A 21,134-nucleotide genomic window follows, 5' to 3' on the forward strand; every position below is an offset into this window, starting at 1 on the left:
ACCCGCCGGGTCGCGCCCCTCGGCGCGCTCCGGCCCCCGGCCGTGTGCGCACCGGCCCGGCGGCCCGGGTCATGTGGTCACCCGTCCGGCGGCCCCGGCGGTCGGCCGGGCGCCGGGGCCGCCCGCAGGGACAGTCGCGCGTAGGCCGGCACCAGCACTCCCCGGGCCGGTCTGCGGCCGGTCACCGTGAGGTCGGGGAAGGCCCGCAGCGTCGCCGCCACCGCCCGGACCTCGGCCATCGCCAGCGGCATCCCCAGACAGAAGTGCGGGCCCGCGCCGAACCACAGCCGCCGCAGCTCCCGGATCCCGGTGGCGTCGCGGTCCGGCCGGAACGGCCCGTACGACCGGGTGCACAACAGCGTGGAGATCACCACCCGTTCCCCGGCCCGGACCCGGACACCTCCGATCCACCCCGCCCGGGCGGCGCTGCGCAGCATCACCGGGGTCGGCGCGGTCACCCGCAACGCCTCCTCCACCAGCGCTTCGGTGATCGCCTGAGGCCGTCGCCCGGTGTCGTGGACCAGCGCCACCAGCCGGGGGACGAAGGAGACCAGCGTCTCCGTGCCGGTCAGCAGCAGCAGCCCGACGGCGCCCCGGGCCTCGGCCTCGTCCAGACCGAGGGCGCGCAGCCGGCCCGGGACGGTCGCCTCGTCACCGGCCCGGTACGCCGCCACCGCCGCCCCGCTCAGCCGGGCCAGCGCCGCCCGGGCGCGCTCCGTCTGGCGGGGGGTCAGCGAAGTCCGCCACAGCCGGACCGCCGCGACCACCGCCGAGGCCTCCGCGAAGTCGGCCACGTGGCCGGGCAGTCCCACCAGTTCGCGGATCACTCCGGTCGCCGCGTCCCGGACCACCCGGACGAGGTCCACCTCCTCGCCCGCCGCCAGGTCCCGCCGCAGGGCGCCCAGGGGCGCGCGCAGCACCCGTTCGCAGACCCCCTCGACGTGGCCCGGCGTGAACAGCCCGGCGAGGCGCCGGCGCAGCGCCGCGTGCTCGGCGCCCTCCAGGGTGATCAGCGTCCGCGGGCCGAGTACGGGGGTCCACAGGCCCCCGGCCGCGCCCGGGCCCGTCTTGGTGTACGCATCGGTGTCGAGGAGCACCTCCCGGGCGAGCCGGGCGTCGCTGACCACCACCCCGACGCGGGCCACCCGTACCACCGGTCCGCGGGCCGCGAGGGCGCTCAGCAGCCGGTACACCACGGGATGGGCGGCCGTCTGGACCCGCCGCTCCCAGCGCTCCCACTCCTCCACCCGGGCAGCGTACGGCCGTGCCGGGGCCGGCAGAAGCCCCTGCGGGCCCCGGCCGTCGCCCGTCCGTGCGTGTCGAAGCCGGGTCGTGATCGTTTCTTCTGCAGGAACCCTCATATCTGCTGCCGAATCGGATCGGGAGGACCAGTCGCGTGGTGACCGCTTGGCAGTACGTCGCCGGGGCCGGCCTGGTGGGCGCGCTGTGCCCGCTGCACGGGCACGTGGCGGTCGCCGGGGACGGCGCGGGCCACGGCGCCCGGATCGACGTCTGCGTACCCGCCGGGCAGCCGCGGCCGCCCGCCGTGCGGCTCCCGGGGGTCACCCCGCCCGGGGTCCGGCCCCCGGCGGAGCCTTCGGTGCGGGTGACCGCGCCCGGCGCCCGGCGGCCGACCGTGCACCACCCCGGGCGGGCCCCCGGCCTCCCGGTCCGGCCGGAGCCGCCGGGTGCCGGGGCGCAGCCACCGCCGGTCGGGGCGGCTGCCGGGCCGCCGGCGGAGGCGGCGCCGGCCAAGGCTTCCGCTCCGCTCCCGCGCGGGGCCGCCGCCGCGCCCGTGACCGCCTTCCACGTGCCGACGTACCACTCATCGGCGCCGGAGCGCAGGGGCCCGAACGGCCTGTCCACCATGATGCTGATGGCCGTCGTCACGACCCCGGCCGTGCTCGCCGCCGCCGCGCTGCGCCCCCGCTCCAAGAGCGCCCGGTAGCCCCTTCCACTCTTCGACCCCCGAACGGGAGAACCCTCGTGTCCGAATGGCTGGTCCTGGCCATCGCCATGGCGCTCGTCTGCGCCCTCGTCCTCGCCTGCACCATGCTCCGGCACCGCCGGGTCGCGGAGGACGAGGACACCAGCGAAACCCCCGACGTCATCGAGTACATGACGATGATGGTCGGCGTGGTCTACGCGATCGTGCTCGGTCTGGCCATCGCCGGCGTCTGGGAGGCGCGCGGCTCCGCCGAGGACAGCGTGCGGCGCGAGGCGCAGTCGCTGTACGAGGTCACCCAGCGGGCCGACGTCTATCCGGCGCCGGTGCGCGACCGGATCCGCGGCGAGGTGGACGCCTACGTCTCCCACACCGTCAACGTGGACTGGCCGAGGCTGACCTCCGGCGAGGCGGCATCCGCGGAGGGTGCGAACCTGCTCGGCAAGCTGCGCACCGACGTCACCCACCAGAGCCCGGCCACCGAACTCCAGGCGCAGGCCTACCAGCCGCTGCTCGACCACATCGCGGCGGCCGACGACGCCCGGCACTCGCGCGTGCAGAGCGACGAGTCGACGCTGCCGGGGGTGGTGTGGTTCGGGCTGCTGGTGGGCGGCCTGGTCACGGTCGGGCTGATCTTCACGCTGCAGATCCGGCGCTCGGGCCGGGAGCTGCTGCTGGCGGGGCTGTTCAGCGCGTTGATCGTGTTCCTGCTGTTCATGGTGTGGAGTTTCGACGCGCCGTACGGCCGGGACGGCACCGATTCGGCGGGGCCGTTCGAGGACCTCTTCCCGACGGTCTCGATCGCCGCCGCGCGCTGAGTCGCAGCGCACGGTCTCACAGGCCGCTGCCCGACAGGGCCGCGGCCTGCCGGCGGGCCGCCGCCACGAGCGGCGAGTGGCGCAGGGCGTGGGAGATCCGTACGAGGTCGCGCGGCCCGTCCGCGGTGACGTGCACCCGCTCCGCCCCGTCGGCGCAGCCGGTTCCCTCCGGGTCGGTGGCGCTCGTGCGCACCGCCGCCGCGACCATCGCCGCGTCGGCCACGGCGCGGGCCGTGACCTCGTCGGCTCCGTCCGCGCGGGCCTGGGCGTAGGCGAGGTCCCGGCGGCGGCGGTCGAAGCAGGGGCCCAGGCGCAGGAATCCGTCGTGGATGTCCGACTCCCGCTGGATCACCCTTATCTCGGCCGGTGACCACCAGGACATCCGGACCGAGGGGGTGCCGGTGGGCGCGGTGCTCTGCATCTCGTGCCAGAGGGTGGCCAGGCGCCGGTACGTCGACCAGGTGCGCCAGCTGTCGGAGAGGCGCTGGCACAGCAGCGGCAGCACGAAGCCGATGGCGCTGACGAGCGCGCCCATGGAGGCGAGCGGCGGGGCGACGAGGGTGCTCAGGTCGTCCAGGTCGTGGCCGGTCCAGCGGGCGACGACGGCCGACATCTTGGCGGCGTCGTAGGCGAGGCTGAACACGTAGCCGCCGACGATGATGAACAGGCCGGTGCGCAGCCAGCCGCGGACCTGGAGGGCCCAGCGCCAGCACATGGCCGTCATGGTGATGGCGGCGACGTTGTGGGCCAGTAGGTAGGCGGCAATCATCAGCCGGATGTACGGGGTGTTGGCGTAGTACGTGTCGAAGTCGCGCAGCCGCTCCACCGGTGCGGAACCCAGCGCGTACACGACCATGATCGTGCCGATGACGACGGAGTAGCCGGAGATCCAGCGGCGGGAGGTGCGCCGGATCTCCTCGGGCTCACCGCCGCGCCAGTTGAAGACCAGCACCAGGCAGGAGGCGCTGAACGCGGTCATCAGGCAGTACACCAGCGGGGCCGAGATGTTGGGGACGCCGGTCCAGCGGTTGACGGCCGCGATGGTCGGCGGGGCGGCGAAGGTGAACACCGCTCCGGCCAGGATGAGCAGGACACAGACGGAGCGGTGCAGCGGGTCGCGCCGGTCGGCCCGCAGGGCCGGGACCTTCAAGGCGAGGGAGACCGCCATGGCCGCTGCGGGGATGTAGTAGTCCGGTCCGTTCAAAGCTCGTTCCTGTGCCCCCGGTATCCGAGGGACGTTTCGATCCTGCCCGCGAGCTGGTCGCGCTGCGCGGGGGCGCGGTGGCCGCCGGAGCCGGCGAGCCAGTTCCGGCAGCGGCTGCCGAGCAGCAGCCCGAAGGTCTCCGCCTCGGTCTCCTCCCGGACGTCGGCGCGGGTGCGCGCGGCGACGCGACGGACCGTCTCGCCGATGTCGGCCTCGTCGGCCAGCAGTCGCGCGGCGACGGCGGCGCCGTCGACGTGGTGGCTGCAGTGGCCGGCCTTCATGTGCCACAGTTCGTGACCCAGGATCACCAGTTGGTGGTCGGGTGCCGTGCGCTCCTCGATGACGATCAGATCGCGGTTCGCCATGTCGAGCCACAGCCCGCTGGCCGTTCCTTGGGGGAACGCGGCCATCCGGAATTCCACCGGTCGGCCCCGGTCTCTGCTCATGCCCTCGCAGAGGGCGGCATAGAGGTCCACTGGCTCCACGGGGGCGGTCAGCTTGATGCCGGCCACCAGTTCCGCGCACAACCGCCGCTGCTCTCTGCCTATGCTCACCGTTCTCCCCGTCGGCGCGGATCCGGATCAGGACTCAAGGATCAGATCCAGACTTTCGACTGGGTCATGATTCGTTCGGTTTGACGCTTTCGAGGAGCATGTCCAGCCATTCGGTCACCTTGTCCCGGTGCTTGTCGCTGGGCAGTTGGGCGGCGCGCCAGGCGATGCCCCGTACGCCGTGGTTCTGCAGGAGTCTTGCCAGCGGATCGCCGGCTGATGCGGCCTCGGCGGGTACGGTTTCGCGCTCGCGACCGGCGAAGTCCTGGAGCAGCTGCTGCTCGGTGCGCTGGAGGGCGTCGGTGAGGGCGTCGGCGTCGTGGGCGGTGAGGAAGCCCGCGTGCACGCCGAAGAATCGCTGGATGGCGTCGCAGTGCTCCATCGTGGGCCGCCGGTCGCCGTTGATCAGGGCGCCCGCCTGCTGCCGGGACATGCCGGCGCCGTCCGCGATCTCCTGCTGGGTGTAGCGGCGGCCGTTGGGTTTGACCCGGGTCCGGCGGAGCAGGTCCAGCCGCTGGAGGAAGCGGGTCTGCAGGTCGGGTTCGCCGGCCCGGCGGCCGTCGAGGAGGGTTTTGATCACGTCCGTCGGGACACCAGAGGCCTCGGAGAGCCGACGGAGGTCGAATACCTGGTTCAGGTCGCGGCCCATTTTGCCCGCGAGTTCGGCGACCCGCGTGACGGTGGCTGCCAGAGACGCGTTGGCCACCGCGACGGGAGCCGGGAAGCCGTCTGTCACCAGTGGTTCTCCTAGATCGCGCGGGGTCAATACGGGCACGGGGTCGGCCCCAGGGAATCTATCCGGTCTCCCCCCGGAGGGCCAGAACTTGCCACAGCTGTGGCGGGAATGAGCTGTCACAAGGCTGGAATTGCCACAATAGTTGACACTCGAATGAAGTCGGTAGCAGGATCGCCACACGGAAATGAAGATCCAGACCGTGAGGAGGGGGAGCTCTCGGTGCCACATCTCGCAGCGGTGGGCCCGTCCGATGGCCTCGCCCGAGCCGGCGAGGAACGCCTGACGGGCGACGAGTCGGCCCGTGGCGCAGTGCGGTCGGAGCGTCGCAAGGAGATTTTGCGCCAGCGCCGCGAGGAACTGGGCCTGAGCCAGGAGGACCTCGCCGCACGGCTGCGCATCAGTGTGCGCGCGTACGGCAATTGGGAACGCGGCCTGGTCAAGGAGTGGACGGACCGCAAACTGCTCGCCCTGGCCGAGGCCTTGGAGATGAGCGAGCGGCAGTGCTTCTGGCTGTTCCGGGTCATGGTCGACCGGGACCCGCCGCCCACCTGGCGGGCCGCCGAGGAGAACCGGCTGCCCGAGGACCCGGCCCAGCGCGACTACCTGTGTGACTACGCGGCCCTCATGGAGGCCGTGCCCTACCCGAGCTTCCTGGTGGACCACCGCTGGGACGTGGCCCTGACCAACTCGGCCTTCGACAAGCTGTTCCAGTCGGTGCGTCCGCACCCCACCGCCCTGCCGGACGACAACTTCCTGCGCTTCGTGCTGTTCCACCCGGACGCCGCCGCCGTGCTGGAGGACCACGAACCGGCCTGGTGCGTCCCGCTGCTGGCCCGTTTCGCGACCGCGCTGGTCGCTTCCCCGGACGACGAGGGACTGCGGAGCATCCGTCAGGAAGTGGCCCGCGACCCGTTCATGGAGGCCGCCTACCGCTACGGCGTCCCGCACTGGCTCAGCACCCACGGCGAGGACGCCGCCGAACAAGACGGCGCGGTACGGACGGTGCGCCACCCGGACCCGGGCTGGGGTCTGGTGCGGTGCCGGATGGTGGCGGAATCCAGCCGGATGCTGGACGCCATGGGGCTCACCAGGATCACCCTGATCCTCTCGGCGCCGCAGGGCCTGCCGGCCGGGCCGGTCCGGCCGGGCCAGGGGTTCCCGCACCCGCAGGGCGCGCGGCTGCGCGCGGTGCCGTCGCTGGGGGACTGAACCCGCGCGGCGGGCCGGCGGCAGGAGGCCGGCGCCCGGCCGGCCTCCAGTGCCGGCTGAGCCCGGGCCGACTCCGGCCGGGGCTGCCCCCGCGGGCGCCGGCGGCGGGGGACACTGGAGTCCTTGATCGGTGCCGAGCCGGGCCGGCCCACCCGGGCCCCGTCCGCCGTGTCACCGATCGTGGCACTGGCGAAGGGGCGGTAGGGACGTGCGGCTCACCATTCTCGGCGGGGGCGGCTTCCGCGTACCGCTCGTCTACGGGGCCCTCCTCGGCGACCGCGCCGAGGGCAGGGTGACCCACGTGACCCTCTACGACGAGGACCCGGCCCGGCTCACCGCCATGGCCCGGGTCCTGGCCGACCAGGCCGCCGGGGTGCCGGACGCACCCGCCGTCGCCGCCACCAAAGATCTCGACGAAGCCCTGCGCCGGGCCGACTTCGTCTTCTCCGCCATCCGCGTCGGCGGCCTGGAGGGACGCGCCGCCGACGAGCGGATCGCCCTCGCCGAAGGGGTCCTGGGCCAGGAGACGGTGGGCGCGGGCGGGGTGGCGTACGGCCTGCGCACGGTCCCGGTGGTCCGGGAGATCGCCCGCAGGATCGCCCGTACCGCCCCCGACGCCTGGGTCATCAACTTCACCAACCCGGCCGGTCTGGTCACCGAGGCGATGGCGGAGGTGCTCGGACACCGGGTCATCGGCATCTGTGACTCCCCGGTGGGCCTCGGCCGGCGCATCGCGCGCCTGCTGGGGGTCCGGCCCCAGGACGCGTGGATCGACTACGTCGGCCTGAACCACCTGGGCTGGATCCGGGGGCTGCGGGTGGCGGGCCGCGACGAACTGCCCCGGCTGCTGGCCGACACCGAGGCGCTGGAGTCCTTCGAGGAGGGCCGGCTCTTCGGGGCGGAATGGCTGCGCTCGCTCGGCGCGATCCCGAACGAGTACCTGCACTACTACTACTTCAACCGCGAGACCGTACGCGGCTATCAGGAGGCCCCGCAGACCCGCGGCGCCTTCCTGCGCGACCAGCAGCGCGAGTTCTACGCCAGGGCCGGGCAGGAGGGGCAGCCGCCCGGATCGGCGCTGGCCGCCTGGGACCGGACCCGAGCCGAGCGGGAGGCCACGTACATGGCCGAGAACCGGGAGGCGGCGGGCGTCGGCGAGCGCGACGAGAGCGACCTGGAGTCCGGCGGCTACGAGAAGGTCGCGCTCGCGCTGATGCGGGCGATCGCCCGGGACGAGCGGGCCACCCTGATCCTGAACGTGCCCAACGGCGCGACCCTTTCGGCGCTCGACGCGCGGGCGGTCATCGAGGTGCCCTGCCTGGTGGACGCCAACGGCGCGCACCCGGTGGCCGTCGACCCGCTGCCGCTGCACGCGGTGGGACTGGTGACCGCCGTCAAGGCGGTCGAGCGGGAGGTGCTGGCCGCCGCGGTGAGCGGCTCGCGCGCGGACGCCGTCAAGGCCTTCGCCCTGCACCCGCTCGTGGACTCCGTGACCGTGGCCCGGCGGCTCCTCCACGGGTACGCGGCGGAGCACCCAGGCCTAACCTACCTGCGCTGATCAGCGCTCCCCGTCACCCGTACGGTCCCCAGCCGCATGCGGCGCGGCGGGGGCGCTGTGAGAGTGCGAGATGTGACCACTGCCCCCGCCGCGGCCGTCCCGCCACCCGTGCTCGACCGGCGGCGGCGCAACGTCGTCTTCGGCACGATCATGCTGGGCGTGCTGCTGGCGGCGCTGGACCAGACCATCGTGGGCACCGCCCTGCCGACGATCGTGGCGGACCTCGGCGGCGCCGCCCACATGTCGTGGGTGGTGACCGCCTACCTGCTGGCGGAGACCGTCGCGACCGTCCTGGTCGGCAAGTTCGGCGACCTCTTCGGCCGCAAACTCGTCTTCCAGGTCTCGGCGGTCGTCTTCATCACCGGATCGTTCCTGTGCGGACTGTCCGGCAACATGACGATGCTGATCCTGTGGCGGGGCCTCCAGGGGATCGGTGCGGGCGGCCTGATGGTCACCTCGATGGCTCTGATCGCCGATGTGGTGCCGCTGCGCGAACGCGGCAAGTACCAGGGGGCGATCGGCGCCGTCTTCGGCGTCGCCACCGTCATCGGGCCGCTGCTCGGCGGGCTGTTCACCGACCACCTGAGCTGGCGCTGGGCCTTCTACGTCAACGTCCCCATCGCGGTGCTGGTGGTGATCGCCGCCGCCCGCACGATCCCCTCGGTGCGGGCAGCGGGCAAGCCCGTCATCGACTACCTGGGCATCGCGCTGGTCGCCGTCGGCGCGAGCGCGCTGATCCTCGCCACCAGCTGGGGCGGGAACGAGTACGCCTGGGGCTCGGCGGTGATCAGCGGCCTCTTCGCGGGCGGCGCGCTCGCCCTCGCGCTGTTCTGCGTGGTCGAGACGCGGGCCGCCGAACCGATGCTGCCGATGCGGCTGTTCCGCAACCCCGTCTTCACGGTGTGCTCGGTGCTCAGCTTCGTCGTGGGGTTCGCGATGCTCGGCGCGATGACGTTCCTGCCGACGTACTTGCAGTACGTGGACGGCGACTCGGCCACGGTGTCGGGCGTGCGGACCCTGCCGCTGGTCATCGGGCTGCTGATCGCCTCCGTCTTCAGCGGCAACGTCACCGCCAAGACCGGCCACTACCGGATCTTCCCCATCGTGGGCTGCGCGGTGATGGGCGCCGGGCTGTACCTGCTGTCGCTGATGGGCCCGGACACCGGCGCCTGGCTGGAATCGGTGTACATGTTCGTCCTCGGCACCGGCATCGGCCTGTGCATGCAGGTCCTGACGATCGCCGTACAGAACACCGTGGACTACGCCGACCTCGGCACCGCCACGTCCGGCGTCACGTTCTTCCGTACGCTCGGCAGCTCCTTCGGCGCCGCGGTCTTCGGCACGATCTACGCGAACACCCTCGCGCCCCGCCTCGCGGCGGGCGTGGCCGAGGCGGCCCGGGCCACCGGCCGGGATCCGCGGCTCCTGGGCGCGGCGGCGCAGAGCCCGCAAGGCGTGCACGCCCTCGGCCCGGCCGCCGCGGGGCCGATCATCGACGCGTACGCGCGGACCCTGCAGACGGTGTTCCTGTGGACCGTGCCGGTGGCGGCGTTCGGCTTCGTCGTCGCGCTGTTCCTCAAGGAGGTCCGGCTGCGCGACAGCGCCCGGGCGTCGTCCACGGACATGGGCGAGGGCTTCGCCTCACCGGTCACCGCCTCCGGGGACTCGGCGAAACTGCTGGAGCTGGCGGTCGGCAAGCTCGTACGGGGCATGGGCCCGGACACGGCGCGGGCGATCGTGAACGGCTCCGACACCCGGCTGGACATCGCGGGGGCGTGGACGGTGATGCAGGTGGACCTGCTGATCCGGACTGTCGGGCACGCCGGCATCGGCCTCGTCGCGGCCCGCCGGTCGGTGCCGCCCGAGGTACTGCTGCCGGTCTTCGACCGGATGGTGGAAGAGGGCTACCTGAGCCGCGAGGGCGTCTACTTCTCGCTCACCGCCGCGGGGGAGCGGGAGGCCGGGGTGATCTCCCGGGCGTGGGCCGACTGGCTGGGCGACCGGCTGGAGCGGGACGGCGGCCGCCCGCGCAGCACGGCCCTGCGCGCGGCGGCGGACGCGATCGCGAAGCGGCTCCTCGCGGAGGACCTGGCGGAGGGCAACTTCGCCCCCCGCCCGGCGCCGGCCTGAGCCGCGGACACCTTCAGGGGGTGTGCCGAGGGGCGGTGCGGTAGTCGTGCGACGGGACGTGGGGAAGCTCGGGGGTGAGGTCGGGGCGCCAGGTGCGCAGTACCGCCGCCGAGGGCGCGTAGAGGGCCGGGGGGATCTCGGCCGGGGTGAACCAGGCCCAGCGGACGATCTTGTGGGGCTCCGTGACGGCCGGGGTGCCCGCGGCGGCGTGGGTGACGGCGGCGGCCGTCAGGCGGGTCAGGCCGGCACGGTCGTCGATCTGGACGCCCAGCACCTCGATGTCCCGCGGCTGAGCCCGCAGTGCCGTTTCCTCCTCGAGCTCCCGGGCCGCGGCCTGCTCGAAGCCCTCCCCGGGGTCGACCTTGCCGCCGGGCAGCTCCCAGCGGCCGTCGTGGGCCTGGCCGAGCAGGACCCGGCCGTCCGCGCCGACCACGACGAGGCCGACGCCGACCACCGCGTGGGGCTGCGGCACGGCGCGTTCGGGGCGTTCGGTGCTCATGGGCGTCCTTCCGGGGAGGTGGTGGGGCGGGCGCGGACGTGGATGCGCTCGCCCTGGGGGCCGAACAGGCTGAGGAACTCCGCGGGCTGAGGTCCCGCGTTGAAGAAGGCGTGCGGCGTGCGCGTGTCGAACTCGGCCGCCTCGCCCGCCGTGAGGACGAGGTCGTGCTCGCCCAGCAGCAGCCGTACCCGGCCCGAGAGCACGTACAGCCACTCGTAGCCCTCGTGGACCTTCGGTTCGGGCAGCGGCAGCGAGGGGTCGCGGGGCGGCAGGATCTGCTTGAACGCGTGCACCCCGCCGAAATCGCGGGAGAGCGGTACGTAGGTGCAGCCGTGCCGGACGAAGGGGCGCGGGCGGATCCGGGGATCCCCCGTGTCCGGCGCGCCGACGAGGTCGTCCAGCGCCACCCGGTGCGCCTTGGCCAGCGGGAGCAGCAGCTCCAGCGTGGGCCGGCGCTGTCCCGACTCCAGCCGGGACAGCGTGGACAGCGAAATGCCGGTGGCCTCGCTGAGCTGCGCCAGGGTCGTGCCACGCCGGCGGCGCAGCGCACGCAGTCGCGGGCCGACGGCGGTGATGACGTCGGCGAGGTCCGCGCCCGGCCCCTGATCAGCGGGCGGCTCGTGAGCGTGCGTGGGCATGGCTCCATTTGCCGGTTCGGCAACCTCATTTGTCAAGCGGGCCCGGCCGGGCGCAGTGTCGGCCGTATGGAAAACCTGCGGGCGGTGCGGTTCGACGTGGTGGTCGTGGGCGGCGGGACCGCCGGCCTGGCGGGGGCCCTGACCCTGGCCCGGGCCCGGCGCTCGGTCCTCGTGCTCGACGCGGGCAGCCCGCGCAACGCCCCCAGCCGCACGGCTGCACGGCTACCTCGGGCACGACGGCGAGAGCCCCGCCGGGCTGCTGGAGCGGGGGCGGGCCGAGGCGGCCGGTTACGGCGCCGAGATCCGGACCGGCCGGGCCGGGACCGCGATCGCCGCCGACCGGGAGCCCGACGGGCAGTTCCTCGTCCGCTGCGGGGACGGCTCGGTGGTCCGGGCGGGGCGGCTGCTGGTCGCCACCGGTCTGGTGGACGAGCTCCCGCCGGTGCCGGGGCTGCGGGCGCGCTGGGGGCGGGACGTGCTGCACTGCCCGTACTGCCACGGCTGGGAGGTGCGGGACCAGCCCCTGGCGGTGCTCGCCGCGGCGCAGACCGGGCCGGTCGCCGTCCACCAGGCGCTGCTGTGGCGGCAGTGGAGCGGCCGGGTGACGCTGCTGGCCCACACCTGGCGGCCGGGCGCGCCCGAGCTGGAGCTGCTCGCAGCGCGGGACGTCGCGGTGGTCGGGGGCGAGGTGACGGGGCTGGCCGTCGACGGGGACGACCGGCTGAGCGGGGTGGTCCTGGGCGCCGGGGCCGAGGTGGTGCCCTGCCGGGCCCTGGTGGTGGCGCCGTGCTTCACCGCCCGAGCCGGGGTGCTGACCAGCCTCGGGCTGCCCGTCACCACCGTCGAGCGGGACGGCGCGGTGCTCGGCACGTGCGTGGCCTGCGACCCGCAGACCGGGGCGACGGCGCTGCCGGGGGTGTGGGTCGCCGGCAACGTCACGTCCCCGGTGGAGCAGCTGGCGGGCGCCGCCGCGCAGGGCGTGCGGGCCGCGGCGGCGTTGAACGCCGACCTGGTCGAGGCGGAGACCGGCAGGGCGCTGCGGGCGTACCGGGGGGACTCCGGCTGAGCGCACCCCCCGGTGCATGGCTCCGACCGTTCGGAAGGGCCGCGTGGGCCCCGGGGAACCGGTTCGGACAGCCGTACGGGTTTCGGCCGGGGCCGGTCCGCGCAGGCTCTGGGCGCTCTGATCGTCGTACGGTTCGCCGGCTCAGGGGGGCGCAGTGGCACACGTACTGGTCATCGGCGGCGGGATCGGCGGGCAGGCGACCGCCCTGCTCGCGGCCCGGCGGGGACACACCGTCGAACTCTTCGAACGCGACTCCCGCGCCCCGGGCACCGCCCTCGACCGCGACTTCTTCGGCTGGCGCCGCCCCACCGTGCCCCAGGCCGCCCAGCCGCACGCGCTGCTCGGCGCCGCGCGCACCGTGCTGCGCGGGGAACTGCCGGACGTCCACGCCGAGATGATGCGGCTGGGAGCGCGCGAGCGGCACGAGCTCGACTGGTTCGACGAGCGCCCGGCCGCGCGCCCGGGCGACGAAGACCTCGTCATGATCCAGGCGCGGCGCATCCTGCTGGAGAGCGCCATGGCCACCGCCCTGCGCGCCGAGCCGGGCGTCGTCGCGCGCTACGGGGAGCCGGTCACCGGACTGCGGTCCGCCGGGTGCCGGGTCACGGGCGTCACCTCCCCGGCCGGCGCGTACGAGGGGGACCTGGTCGTCGACGCGGGCGGGCGGCGCGGCGCCACCGCCCGGTGGCTGGCCGCGGCGGGCTGCCGGCCGCCGGTGGTCGAGCGGCACCGCACGGGGCTGGCCTACTTCTGCCGCTGGTACCGGCTGCCCGAGGGGCTGCCGGACGGGCCGCGCCGCCCCTGGGCGGTCACCGGCGGCACCTTCGCGGGATGCGCCGTCTTCCCCGCCGACAACCGGGTCTTCGCCGTGACCCTGTTCGTGCACACCGAGGACCCCACGCGCTCGGCGCTGCGCGGTCCGGCCGTCTTCGAGACCGCGGCGCGGGCCTTCGCGCCGGGGGAGGCGTGGCTGCGGCTGGGCGCGGAGCCGCTGTCGGACGTACTGGCCACCGCCGGCCTGGACAACCGGTGGAGCGCGCTGAGCGACGAGCGGGGACCGGTGGTGAGCGGGCTGGTACCGGTCGGGGACGCGATCGCGCACACCAACCCAACGCTGGGCCAGGGCACTTCGCTGACCTTGTGGGCGGCGAGCCGGGTGGCGCGCACGGCGCACCGGGACCCGGGGTCGGCCGCGTTCGCCGCCGGGTACCACGAGTGGGCGGTCCGGACCCTGAAGCCCTGGTTCGACTACCAGGTGGTCGCGGACGCGGCCATCGGGGAGCGCTTCGCGGCCAGGGCGGGGCGGACGGGGACGGCGCGGGAGGTGGCCGCGCTGTTCGACTGCGCGCTGGAGGACCCGGAGGTGATGCGGGCCCGGGCGCGGGTACGGCACCTGGCCGAGCCTCCGGAGCGGGCGTACGCGGACCCGGGGGTCCGGGCGCGGGTGTCCCGCTGGCTGGCGGACAGGCCGCATTACGCACCGAACGCGGCGGGCCCGGACCGGGGGGAGTGGGAGAAGCTGACGGCGGGCTGAGCGGAGGCTGAGCGGAGCCCGCGCGGTCAGGCCCCGGGCGTACCGAGCACCTCGGCCAGGTCGTAGCGGACGACCTCCTCCAGCTGGGCGTAGGTGCAGCTCTCCGGCGTGCGGTCGGGGCGCCAGCGGCGGAACTGGGCGGTGTGGCGGAAGCGGTCGCCCTCCATGTGGTCGTAGGCCACCTCGCAGACCCGCTCGGGGCGCAGCGGGACCCAGGACAGGTCCTTCTTGCCCGTCCAGCGGCTCTGTGCGCCGGGCAGCCGGGCGCTTTCGTGGGCGGCCTCCTCCGCCCAGGCGGCCCAGGGGTGGCCCGCGGGGTCCGGCATCCGCAGCGGTTCGAGTTCGGTCACCAGCTCGGCGCGGCGCTTCATGGGGAAGGCGGCGCAGACGCCGACGTGCTGGAGGGTGCCGTGGGCGTCGTGGAGGCCGAGGAGCAGCGATCCGATGATCGGACCGCTCTTGTGGAAACGGAAACCGGCGACGACGACGTCGGCCGTACGCTCGTGCTTGATCTTGAACATGAGACGGGCATCGGGCCGGTAGGGGAGATCGAGGGGCTTGGCGATCACCCCGTCCAGCCCGGCGCCTTCGAACCGCTCGAACCAGTCGTGTGCGAGCGCGGAGTCTGTGGTGGCGGGCGCGATGTGGACGGGGGGCCGAGCGGTGGAGAGGGCGCGGGTCAGGGCGCTGCGGCGGGCGGCGAGCGGGGTGTCGAGGAGCGAATCGTCGCCGAGGGCGAGCAGGTCGAAGGCGACGAAGCTGGCCGGGGTCGTCTCGGCGAGCATCTTCACCCGGGAGGCGGCCGGGTGGATCCGTTCGGTGAGGCGGTCGAAGTCGAGCCGGCGGTCGTGGACGATCACGATCTCGCCGTCCACGACGCAGCGGTCGGGCAGATTCTCCTGGAAGGCCGTGACGAGTTCGGGAAAGTACCTGTTCAGCGGCTTGCCGGTGCGGCTGCCGATCTCGATCTCGGCGCCGTCGCGGTGGACGATGGCGCGGAAGCCGTCCCACTTGGCCTCGTACTGCATGCCGGGCGGGATGGCCGCGACGGACTTCGCGAGCATCGGTTTCACGGGCGGCATCACCGGCAGATCCATGCCTTCGATTCTGCGGCGGGCCGCCGGGAGCCGCGCGGTGTGCGCGCCCGGCCGGAGCCGTCCGGTGTGCGGGCCGGCCGGGGGCCGCCTACCGTGGCGGGCATGGGTGCTGCGCGTGATGCGATCGAGCTGGACGCGGGCGGGCGGACGGTTCGGCTGTCCAGCCCGGACAAGGTGTACTTCCCGGAACGCGGCCTCACCAAGCGGGACGTCGCCGAGTACTACCTGGCGGTCGCCCCCGGCATCACCCGGGCCCTGCGCGACCGTCCGACGACGCTGGAGCGGTACCCGGAGGGAGTGGAGGGGGAGTCCTTCTTCCAGAAGCGGGCTCCGAAGAACCTGCCCGACTGGATCCCGACCGCCCACATCGCCTTCCCCAGCGGGCGGACGGCCGACGAGATCTGCCCGACCGAGCCGGCCGCCGTCCTGTGGGCCGCCAACCTCGGCTGCCTCACCTTCCACCCGTGGCCGGTGCGGCGCGAGGACACCGACCGGCCCGACGAACTGCGGATCGACCTGGACCCGCAGCCGGGCACCGACTACCACCACGCGGTCGCGGCCGCCCACGAACTGCGGGCGCTGCTGGACGAGGTGGGACTGCGCGGCTGGCCGAAGACCTCGGGCGGGCGCGGGCTGCACGTGTTCGTGCCGATCGCTCCGCGGTGGACGTTCACGGAGGTCCGGCGGTGCGCGATCGCCCTGGGCCGGGAGCTGGAGCGGCGGATGCCGGGCAAGGTCACGACGGCCTGGTGGAAGGAGGAGCGCGGCGAGCGGATCTTCGTGGACTACAACCAGACGGCGCGCGACCGGACCATCGCCTCCGCGTACTCCGTCCGGCCCCGCCCGCACGCCCCGGTGTCCGCGCCGCTGCGCTGGGACGAGGTGGACGACGCCGAGCCGCGGGACTTCGACATCGTGACGATGCCGGCGCGCTTCGCGGAACTCGGAGACCTGCACGCCGACATGGACGAGCACGCTTTCACGCTGGACACCGTCCTGGACCTGGCGGACCGCCAGGAGCACGACCACGGCCTGGGCGACATGCCGTATCCCCCGGACTACCCGAAGATGCCGGGCGAACCCAAGCGCGTCCAGCCGAGCCGCGCCAAGCCCGCGGACGACTGACACTGCCGGAGCTCCCGGTACTCGACCCGCCGGACCCTGGCGGCTGCGAGTCGGGCCGGCTGCACTGGAAGCCCCGGTCGCTCGTCGCCCGGGCGGCCGGGCGGCCCTTCGTACGGGTCGATGACGAGATCACGTCCGACGACCGCGCCCGGGTGGCGGCGGACCATCCCGGGCGGGCGCCTCTGCACCGCGTCGATCCGGGCACCGGGCTGACCGAGGGGGACCTCGCCGTTCTCGCCGTGCGGAAGGCGGGCGGTGCGGTCGAGCTCGACCCGGTGGACGTGCCGGACCTCGGCCGCATGGCGATGTTCACCGGCCCGGCGGACCCCTTCGGCGCGCGGTTCGCGGTCATCACCGGCGCCCCTGCCCACGCCCCCGGGGCGTAGGGCGCGGGCCGGCCGGCACCGGCGTCCCGGGCACCGTGTTGATGAGGCGTTGATCGGACGTCCATCGGCGGCGGTGAGGATCTCCGTCATGTCGATGAACACGAGCGAGCGCCCGACGAACACCGCCGCACCCGCCTGGTACGACCTCGCCCTGTGCGCGCAGACCGGCCCCGCCTTCTTCTTCCCGGAACCCGGCTCCTCGCTGCGCGACGCGAAGCGGCTGTGCGGGGCGTGCGAGGGCCGGGTGGCCTGCCTGGAGTACGCCCTGGCGAACGACGAGCGCTTCGGCGTCTGGGGCGGCCTCTCGGAGTCCGAGCGCCTCGCCCTGCGCCCGCGCGCCTGACCCGCCGGCCAGGGCGTGGGGGCCCAGGCACGGCGAAGCCCCGGCAGGGCGCGCGGCCCTGCCGGGGCTGACGGGTTCCAGGGAGCAGGTCAGGCCGTGCGCGCCGCGATGCGTGCCGCGCGGGCGGCCAGCCGCTCGTCGAACTTGCGGGCCTCGGAGTCCAGGCCGCCCATGTACAGGCCGAGCTCCTCCTGGGCCTTCTGCCCCTCCGGGCCGAGACCGTCGATGTCCATGATCTTCAGGAACCGGATCACGGGGCTCAGTACGTCGTCGTGGTGGATCCGCAGGTTGTAGACCCCGCCGATCGCCATCTGCGCGGCCATCCGCTCGAAGCCCGGCATGCCGTGCCCGGGCATCCGGAAGTTGACCACGACGTCCCGCACGGCCTGCATCGTGAGATCGGGGGCCAGCTCGAAGGCGGCGCCCAGCAGGTTGCGGTAGAAGATCATGTGCAGGTTCTCGTCCTGCGCGATGCGGGCCAGCATCCGGTCGCACACCGGGTCACCGGACTGGTGGCCGGTGTTGCGGTGCGAGATCCGGGTCGCCAGCTCCTGGAAGGCCACGTACGCGACCGAGTGCAGCATCGAGTGCCGGTTGTCGGACTCGAAGCCCTCCGACATGTGCTGCATCCGGAACGCTTCCAGCTTGTCCGGGTCCACGGCGCGCGAGGCCAGCAGGTAGTCGCGCATCACGATGCCGTGGCGGCCCTCCTCGGCGGTCCAGCGGTGCACCCAGGTGCCCCACGCGCCGTTGCGCCCGAAGAGCGTCGCGATCTCGTGGTGGTAGCTGGGCAGGTTGTCCTCGGTCAGCAGGTTGACGACGAGGGCGATCTTGCCGATGTCGGTGACCTTGGACTGCTCCGGGTCCCAGGCCTCGCCGTCCTCGAAGAAGCCCGGGAAGTTCCGGCCGTCGCTCCACGGGACGTACTCGTGGGGCATCCAGTCCTTGGTGACCTTCAGATGGCGGTCGAGTTCCTTTTCGACCACCTCTTCCAGCGCGAACAGCAACTTGGCGTCGGTCCACGCCTCCGAGCTGCCGAGGTGGGGGGAGGTGATCGTCACGGGTACTCCAGGGGGAACAAGCGAATTACCTACGGTTCCGTAGCCTACGGAGTCGTAGGTTAAGCACGGCATCAAGGACCAGCCAAGCCCCACCCCTGCCTATGTGTGGTTACGTCCGGTTATCTCCGCAGTTTGAGAGCGTGCGGGAGCGCCTGTGAAGGGGCAAATCGGAAGCGAAATCACGCCCGTAGGTGGTCATCCGCTCCGTCTTGACGCCCGGGCCGGGCGGCGTACCGCCCGGCCCGGGCGTCAGGGCCGCCCGCTCAGCCGTTCCAGAGCGACTCGCGGACCTCCTCGGCCGTCGTCGGACACAGGCCCGTTTCCGCGTCCAGCAGCAGCCAGCGCGTGATGCCCAGCGACTCCAGGAACGGCACGTCGTGGCTCGCCACCAGCAGTGCCCCCTCGTACGCCTCCAGGGCGCCGGTCAGCTGCCGTACGCTCGCAAGGTCCAGGTTGTTGGTCGGTTCGTCCAGCATCAGCAGCTGCGGCGCCGGCTCCGCCAGCAGCAGCGCCGCCAGCGCGGCCCGGAACCGCTCGCCGCCCGACAAGGTGCCGGCCGGCCGGTCCGCCCGGGCACCCCGGAACAGGAAGTGCGCGAGCCGCGCCCGGATCAGATTGTTCGTGGCGTGCGGCGCGAACCGCGCCACGTTCTCCACCACCGAGCGGCCGTCGTCCAGTACGTCGGCGTCCAGCCGCTGCGGCAGGAACCGCATCGGCACGTGCGCCGTCGCCTCGCCCGCGACCGGGGCGAGCAGCCCGGCGACCGTCCGCAGCAGGGTCGTCTTGCCCGAGCCGTTGCGGCCCACCAGGGCGATCCGCTCCGGCCCGCGCAGTTCCCACTCGCCGGCGATCGCGGGACCGTGGGCCGGGCGCAGGCCGGCGAGGGTCAGGACCCGGCGCCCCGGCGGCACCGAGGTCGCGGGCAGCTCGATGCGGATCTCGTCGTCGTCGCGCACCGCCTCCACCGCCTGGTCGAGCCGCTCCCGGGCGTCCGCCAGCTTCTCGGTGTGCATGATGCGGTGCTTGCCGGCCGACTCCTGGGCGGCGCGCTTGCGGGCACCCATCACGATCTTCGGTTCGCGCTTGGAGTCCCACATCTTCTGCCCGTAGCGCTTGCGCCGGGCCAGTTTCATATGTGCGTCGGCCAGTTCGCGCTTCTGTCGCTGCACGTCGGCCTCCGCGACCCGGACCATTCGCCCGGCCGCCTCCTGCTCGGCGGCGAGCGCCTCTTCGTAGTCGGTGAAGTTCCCTCCGTACCAGCGGACTTCACCGTCGCGCAGGTCGGCGATCTGGTCGACCCGCTCCAGCAGTTCGCGGTCGTGACTGACCACCACCAGTACGCCGGACCAGGAGTCGACGGCCGCGTAGAGCCGGCGCCGGGCCCGTAGGTCCAGGTTGTTGGTCGGTTCGTCCAGGAGCAGGACGTCGGGGCGGGCCAGCAGCAGGGCCGCCAGCCGCAGCAGCACGCACTCGCCGCCCGACAGCTCACCGACCGTGCGGTCCAGGCCGGTCCGGGCGAGGCCGAGTGCGTCGAGCGTGGCCAGCGCACGTTCCTCCACGTCCCAGTCGTCGCCCACCGCGGCGAAGTTCGCCTCGGTGGTCTCGCCCGCCTCGATGGCGTGCAGGGCGGCGCGGGTCCGGCGGATGCCGAGCGCCTCGTCCACGCGCAGGGCGGTGTCGAGGATGAGGTTCTGCGGGAGGTAGCCGACCGTTCCGGCGACGGAGATCTGTCCGGCGGAGGGGGTCAGTTCACCCGCCATCAGCTTCAACAGGGTGGACTTGCCGGAGCCGTTGAGGCCGATCAGGCCGGTTCGGCCGGGCCCGACGGTCAGTTGGAAGCCGTCGAGGACGGGGGTTCCGTCGGGCCAGTCGAAGGAGAGGGCGGAGCAGGTGACGAAAGTGGGGGCAAGACTCATGGAGGCCTCCAGGTTGCGTGAAGTGGTGCGGGCAACATGGGGAGACAGCCGACGGGTGGTGAAAGCTGAGGGTGGTCGGTGTCTCGGACCTCAGAAGAGCAATGTCCTGCTCCGTTTCGACGGTGATGGGGCGTCTACGAAGCTACGGGCGGCCGGAGCCGCCTCGCAACGGATTTAACCGCAAGGGCGAAGGGGGAAGGGTCAAGGGCGAAGGGCGAAGGGCCAAGGGCGAAGGGGGAAGGGCCAAGGGCGAAGCGGCGCGGGCTCAGCGGGGGCCGCGCATCAGCTCGGCCAGGCCGTGGTCCAGATCGAGGTAGAGGTGCTCCAGCCCCGGTGGCGCGACCGTCGCGGCCCGCTCCAGGAACCGGTGCAGGTCGGGGGTCCCCATGAGCACGATCGCCACGCCCTCCGGCGCGTGGAACTCGATGCTGGTCCGCTCGGCGTCGTGCGGGCGCACGCGCACGTCACCCGAGCCGGCGGGACGGCGCAGCCCCGCCTCCAGCAGTTCGCGCGCGAACGTCCAGGAAACCTCGACGCCCTCCAGCGTCGCCGGGCCGGGGAACGCCATGCGGACGGCGAAGGGGTCCGAACGGTCGTAGCAGAGGGTGACGGGCACGGTCTCGACCTTCGGCGCGGTGGCGACCAGTCGGGCCTGCACGGCCTGCTCGATGACAGTGATCAAGGCTCGCTCCCTTGCGGCGGTGCTCCTGCCGGGCTTGGGGTGGAGCCCGGCAACCGGATAGACGCCCGAAAGAGCAAATCCGTGCAGGCGCATTCGAGTGAGCTGTGTCACCGAGTGGCTTGATCGAGACCGTCTGATCGCACAGAGTGACCAAACGGAGTCGGCGCGCCTAGGCGATCAGCCGCTGCCACAGGCTCCGGAGTGGTCGCAGTACGGCTGATTACCGCTCACTCCACAGGCGCAAAGCATGGCCCTGGTCTCCCGGCGGACGGTGCCGTCCGGCCCGGTCACGCCGAGTTCGCCGCGCAGCACCAACTGGCCGGCTGGTGACCGTACGACGCTCGTCGGCCGGTCCGGTGCCTCGGCCGGCCCGTCCTCGAGCCGGTACTGGAGCGCCCCCGAGGGACAGCGGCGGACCACTTCCGCCACCCGCGCCGGGGCGGCTCCGTCGGGCTGCACCCAGGGCCGCCGGCCGGAGTCGAAGACCTCGGGCAGCCCGCCGACGCACTCGGCGGCGTGCAGGCACCGGGCGCTCTCGTACGTGACGGTGATGTGCTTGCCCGCGTAGGGCTTGGGGTCCTGCGCCGTGTGCTGTGGATGCTGGTCCTCAGGAGGCATGGCGTCAGCCTAGGAACC

Annotated in this window: 20 protein-coding genes and 1 pseudogene; 10 read left to right on the top strand and 11 right to left on the bottom strand. The window is 73.5% G+C overall.

Annotation, left to right across the window (positions count from 1 at the left end):
• Nucleotides 1-77: 77 nt before the first annotated feature.
• Nucleotides 78-1,247: a cytochrome P450 gene (locus ACWGH1_RS08470; protein WP_453408539.1), complete on the bottom strand. Its 1,170-nt coding sequence runs from the start codon at nt 1,245-1,247 to the stop codon at nt 78-80.
• 149 nt (nt 1,248-1,396) lie between these two features.
• Here ACWGH1_RS08470 and ACWGH1_RS08475 point away from each other — a divergent pair, with 149 nt between their 5' ends.
• Together ACWGH1_RS08475 and ACWGH1_RS08480 are read left to right on the top strand one after the other, a co-directional pair.
• Complete coding sequence (locus tag ACWGH1_RS08475; RefSeq protein ID WP_453408540.1) at nt 1,397-1,948, top strand: hypothetical protein; 552 nt, start codon at nt 1,397-1,399, stop codon at nt 1,946-1,948.
• 38 nt (nt 1,949-1,986) lie between these two features.
• A complete protein-coding gene (locus ACWGH1_RS08480; protein WP_453352732.1) occupies nt 1,987-2,763 on the top strand; it encodes a bestrophin-like domain in 777 nt (258 codons plus the stop codon).
• A gap of 16 nt (nt 2,764-2,779) precedes the next feature.
• Here ACWGH1_RS08480 and ACWGH1_RS08485 read toward each other — a convergent pair whose 3' ends face one another.
• The 3 genes from ACWGH1_RS08485 to ACWGH1_RS08495 all read right to left on the bottom strand — a co-directional run bounded on the left by ACWGH1_RS08485 (nt 2,780) and on the right by ACWGH1_RS08495 (nt 5,254).
• Complete coding sequence (locus ACWGH1_RS08485) at nt 2,780-3,967, bottom strand: MAB_1171c family putative transporter (protein ID WP_453352733.1); 1,188 nt, start codon at nt 3,965-3,967, stop codon at nt 2,780-2,782.
• On the bottom strand, nt 3,964-4,521 hold the full coding sequence (locus ACWGH1_RS08490) for a toxin-antitoxin system, toxin component (RefSeq protein ID WP_453352734.1): 558 nt from the start codon (nt 4,519-4,521) through the stop codon (nt 3,964-3,966). Before ACWGH1_RS08490 ends, ACWGH1_RS08485 begins: the two co-directional genes overlap by 4 nt.
• A 64-nt stretch (nt 4,522-4,585) precedes the next feature.
• Nucleotides 4,586-5,254 (bottom strand): helix-turn-helix domain-containing protein, encoded by a 669-nt coding sequence (locus ACWGH1_RS08495; RefSeq protein ID WP_190185069.1) that lies wholly within the window; start codon nt 5,252-5,254, stop codon nt 4,586-4,588.
• Between the two features lie 219 nt (nt 5,255-5,473).
• Here ACWGH1_RS08495 and ACWGH1_RS08500 point away from each other — a divergent pair, with 219 nt between their 5' ends.
• The 3 genes from ACWGH1_RS08500 (at nt 5,474) to ACWGH1_RS08510 (ending at nt 10,151) form a co-directional block, all read left to right on the top strand.
• Nucleotides 5,474-6,463: a helix-turn-helix domain-containing protein gene (locus tag ACWGH1_RS08500; RefSeq protein ID WP_453408541.1), complete on the top strand. Its 990-nt coding sequence runs from the start codon at nt 5,474-5,476 to the stop codon at nt 6,461-6,463.
• A gap of 208 nt (nt 6,464-6,671) precedes the next feature.
• Complete coding sequence (locus ACWGH1_RS08505) at nt 6,672-8,021, top strand: 6-phospho-beta-glucosidase (protein ID WP_453352736.1); 1,350 nt, start codon at nt 6,672-6,674, stop codon at nt 8,019-8,021.
• A 36-nt stretch (nt 8,022-8,057) separates the two neighbouring features.
• Entirely contained in the window at nt 8,058-10,151 is a 2,094-nt protein-coding gene (locus ACWGH1_RS08510; RefSeq protein WP_453352737.1) for an MDR family MFS transporter, read from the top strand.
• A 13-nt stretch (nt 10,152-10,164) separates the two neighbouring features.
• Here ACWGH1_RS08510 and ACWGH1_RS08515 read toward each other — a convergent pair whose 3' ends face one another.
• The gene (locus ACWGH1_RS08515) at nt 10,165-10,650 is read right to left on the bottom strand and encodes an NUDIX domain-containing protein (RefSeq protein ID WP_453352738.1); all 486 of its coding nucleotides are present in this window, start codon (nt 10,648-10,650) and stop codon (nt 10,165-10,167) included.
• Entirely contained in the window at nt 10,647-11,288 is a 642-nt protein-coding gene (locus ACWGH1_RS08520) for a helix-turn-helix domain-containing protein (RefSeq protein ID WP_453352739.1), read from the bottom strand. Before ACWGH1_RS08520 ends, ACWGH1_RS08515 begins: the two co-directional genes overlap by 4 nt.
• Before the next feature lie 66 nt (nt 11,289-11,354).
• Between ACWGH1_RS08520 and ACWGH1_RS08525 the strand changes: the two are divergent.
• Nucleotides 11,355-12,354: pseudogene (locus tag ACWGH1_RS08525) on the top strand (NAD(P)/FAD-dependent oxidoreductase).
• Between the two features lie 154 nt (nt 12,355-12,508).
• Nucleotides 12,509-13,888 (top strand): NAD(P)/FAD-dependent oxidoreductase, encoded by a 1,380-nt coding sequence (locus ACWGH1_RS08530; RefSeq protein WP_453352740.1) that lies wholly within the window; start codon nt 12,509-12,511, stop codon nt 13,886-13,888.
• Between the two features lie 26 nt (nt 13,889-13,914).
• Here the strand turns inward: ACWGH1_RS08530 and ACWGH1_RS08535 are convergent, their stop codons facing one another.
• Nucleotides 13,915-14,985: an ATP-dependent DNA ligase gene (locus ACWGH1_RS08535; RefSeq protein ID WP_453352741.1), complete on the bottom strand. Its 1,071-nt coding sequence runs from the start codon at nt 14,983-14,985 to the stop codon at nt 13,915-13,917.
• Nucleotides 14,986-15,087: 102 nt separating this feature from the next.
• On the opposite strand from ACWGH1_RS08535, the gene ligD reads away from it, so the two are divergent.
• From ligD to ACWGH1_RS08550, 3 genes are all read left to right on the top strand, one after another.
• Nucleotides 15,088-16,110: a non-homologous end-joining DNA ligase gene (gene ligD / locus ACWGH1_RS08540; protein ID WP_453352742.1), complete on the top strand. Its 1,023-nt coding sequence runs from the start codon at nt 15,088-15,090 to the stop codon at nt 16,108-16,110.
• Nucleotides 16,111-16,262: 152 nt separating this feature from the next.
• Nucleotides 16,263-16,496, top strand: coding sequence for a hypothetical protein (locus ACWGH1_RS08545; protein WP_453352743.1), 234 nt, complete (start codon nt 16,263-16,265; stop codon nt 16,494-16,496).
• An 88-nt stretch (nt 16,497-16,584) separates the two neighbouring features.
• Nucleotides 16,585-16,839, top strand: a complete 255-nt coding sequence (locus tag ACWGH1_RS08550) for a WhiB family transcriptional regulator (protein WP_453352744.1) — start codon at nt 16,585-16,587, stop codon at nt 16,837-16,839.
• 89 nt (nt 16,840-16,928) lie between these two features.
• Here the strand turns inward: ACWGH1_RS08550 and ACWGH1_RS08555 are convergent, their stop codons facing one another.
• The 4 genes from ACWGH1_RS08555 to ACWGH1_RS08570 form a co-directional block, all read right to left on the bottom strand.
• Nucleotides 16,929-17,900, bottom strand: coding sequence for an acyl-ACP desaturase (locus ACWGH1_RS08555; RefSeq protein ID WP_453357818.1), 972 nt, complete (start codon nt 17,898-17,900; stop codon nt 16,929-16,931).
• A gap of 263 nt (nt 17,901-18,163) precedes the next feature.
• Complete coding sequence (locus ACWGH1_RS08560; RefSeq protein WP_453352109.1) at nt 18,164-19,816, bottom strand: ABC-F family ATP-binding cassette domain-containing protein; 1,653 nt, start codon at nt 19,814-19,816, stop codon at nt 18,164-18,166.
• A gap of 265 nt (nt 19,817-20,081) precedes the next feature.
• Nucleotides 20,082-20,498: an SsgA family sporulation/cell division regulator gene (locus ACWGH1_RS08565; RefSeq protein ID WP_453352110.1), complete on the bottom strand. Its 417-nt coding sequence runs from the start codon at nt 20,496-20,498 to the stop codon at nt 20,082-20,084.
• 177 nt (nt 20,499-20,675) lie between these two features.
• Nucleotides 20,676-21,116, bottom strand: coding sequence for a (4Fe-4S)-binding protein (locus ACWGH1_RS08570; RefSeq protein ID WP_453352111.1), 441 nt, complete (start codon nt 21,114-21,116; stop codon nt 20,676-20,678).
• Nucleotides 21,117-21,134: the final 18 nt, after the last annotated feature.

The sequence above is a fragment of the Streptomyces sp. NPDC054883 genome (assembly GCF_053610645.1).

Bases quoted from the DNA above. Each gene is read 5' to 3' on its own strand.
- ACWGH1_RS08510 (WP_453352737.1), top strand. From the start codon at position 8,058: ATGCGGCGCGGCGGGGGCGCTGTGAGAGTGCGAGATGTGACCACTGCC.
- ACWGH1_RS08570 (WP_453352111.1), bottom strand. From the start codon at position 21,116: ATGCCTCCTGAGGACCAGCATCCACAGCACACGGCGCAGGACCCCAAG.
- ACWGH1_RS08535 (WP_453352741.1), bottom strand. From the start codon at position 14,985: ATGGATCTGCCGGTGATGCCGCCCGTGAAACCGATGCTCGCGAAGTCC.
- ACWGH1_RS08550 (WP_453352744.1), top strand. From the start codon at position 16,585: ATGTCGATGAACACGAGCGAGCGCCCGACGAACACCGCCGCACCCGCC.
- ACWGH1_RS08520 (WP_453352739.1), bottom strand. From the start codon at position 11,288: ATGCCCACGCACGCTCACGAGCCGCCCGCTGATCAGGGGCCGGGCGCG.
- ACWGH1_RS08560 (WP_453352109.1), bottom strand. From the start codon at position 19,816: ATGAGTCTTGCCCCCACTTTCGTCACCTGCTCCGCCCTCTCCTTCGAC.
- ACWGH1_RS08515 (WP_453352738.1), bottom strand. From the start codon at position 10,650: ATGAGCACCGAACGCCCCGAACGCGCCGTGCCGCAGCCCCACGCGGTG.
- ligD (WP_453352742.1), top strand. From the start codon at position 15,088: ATGGGTGCTGCGCGTGATGCGATCGAGCTGGACGCGGGCGGGCGGACG.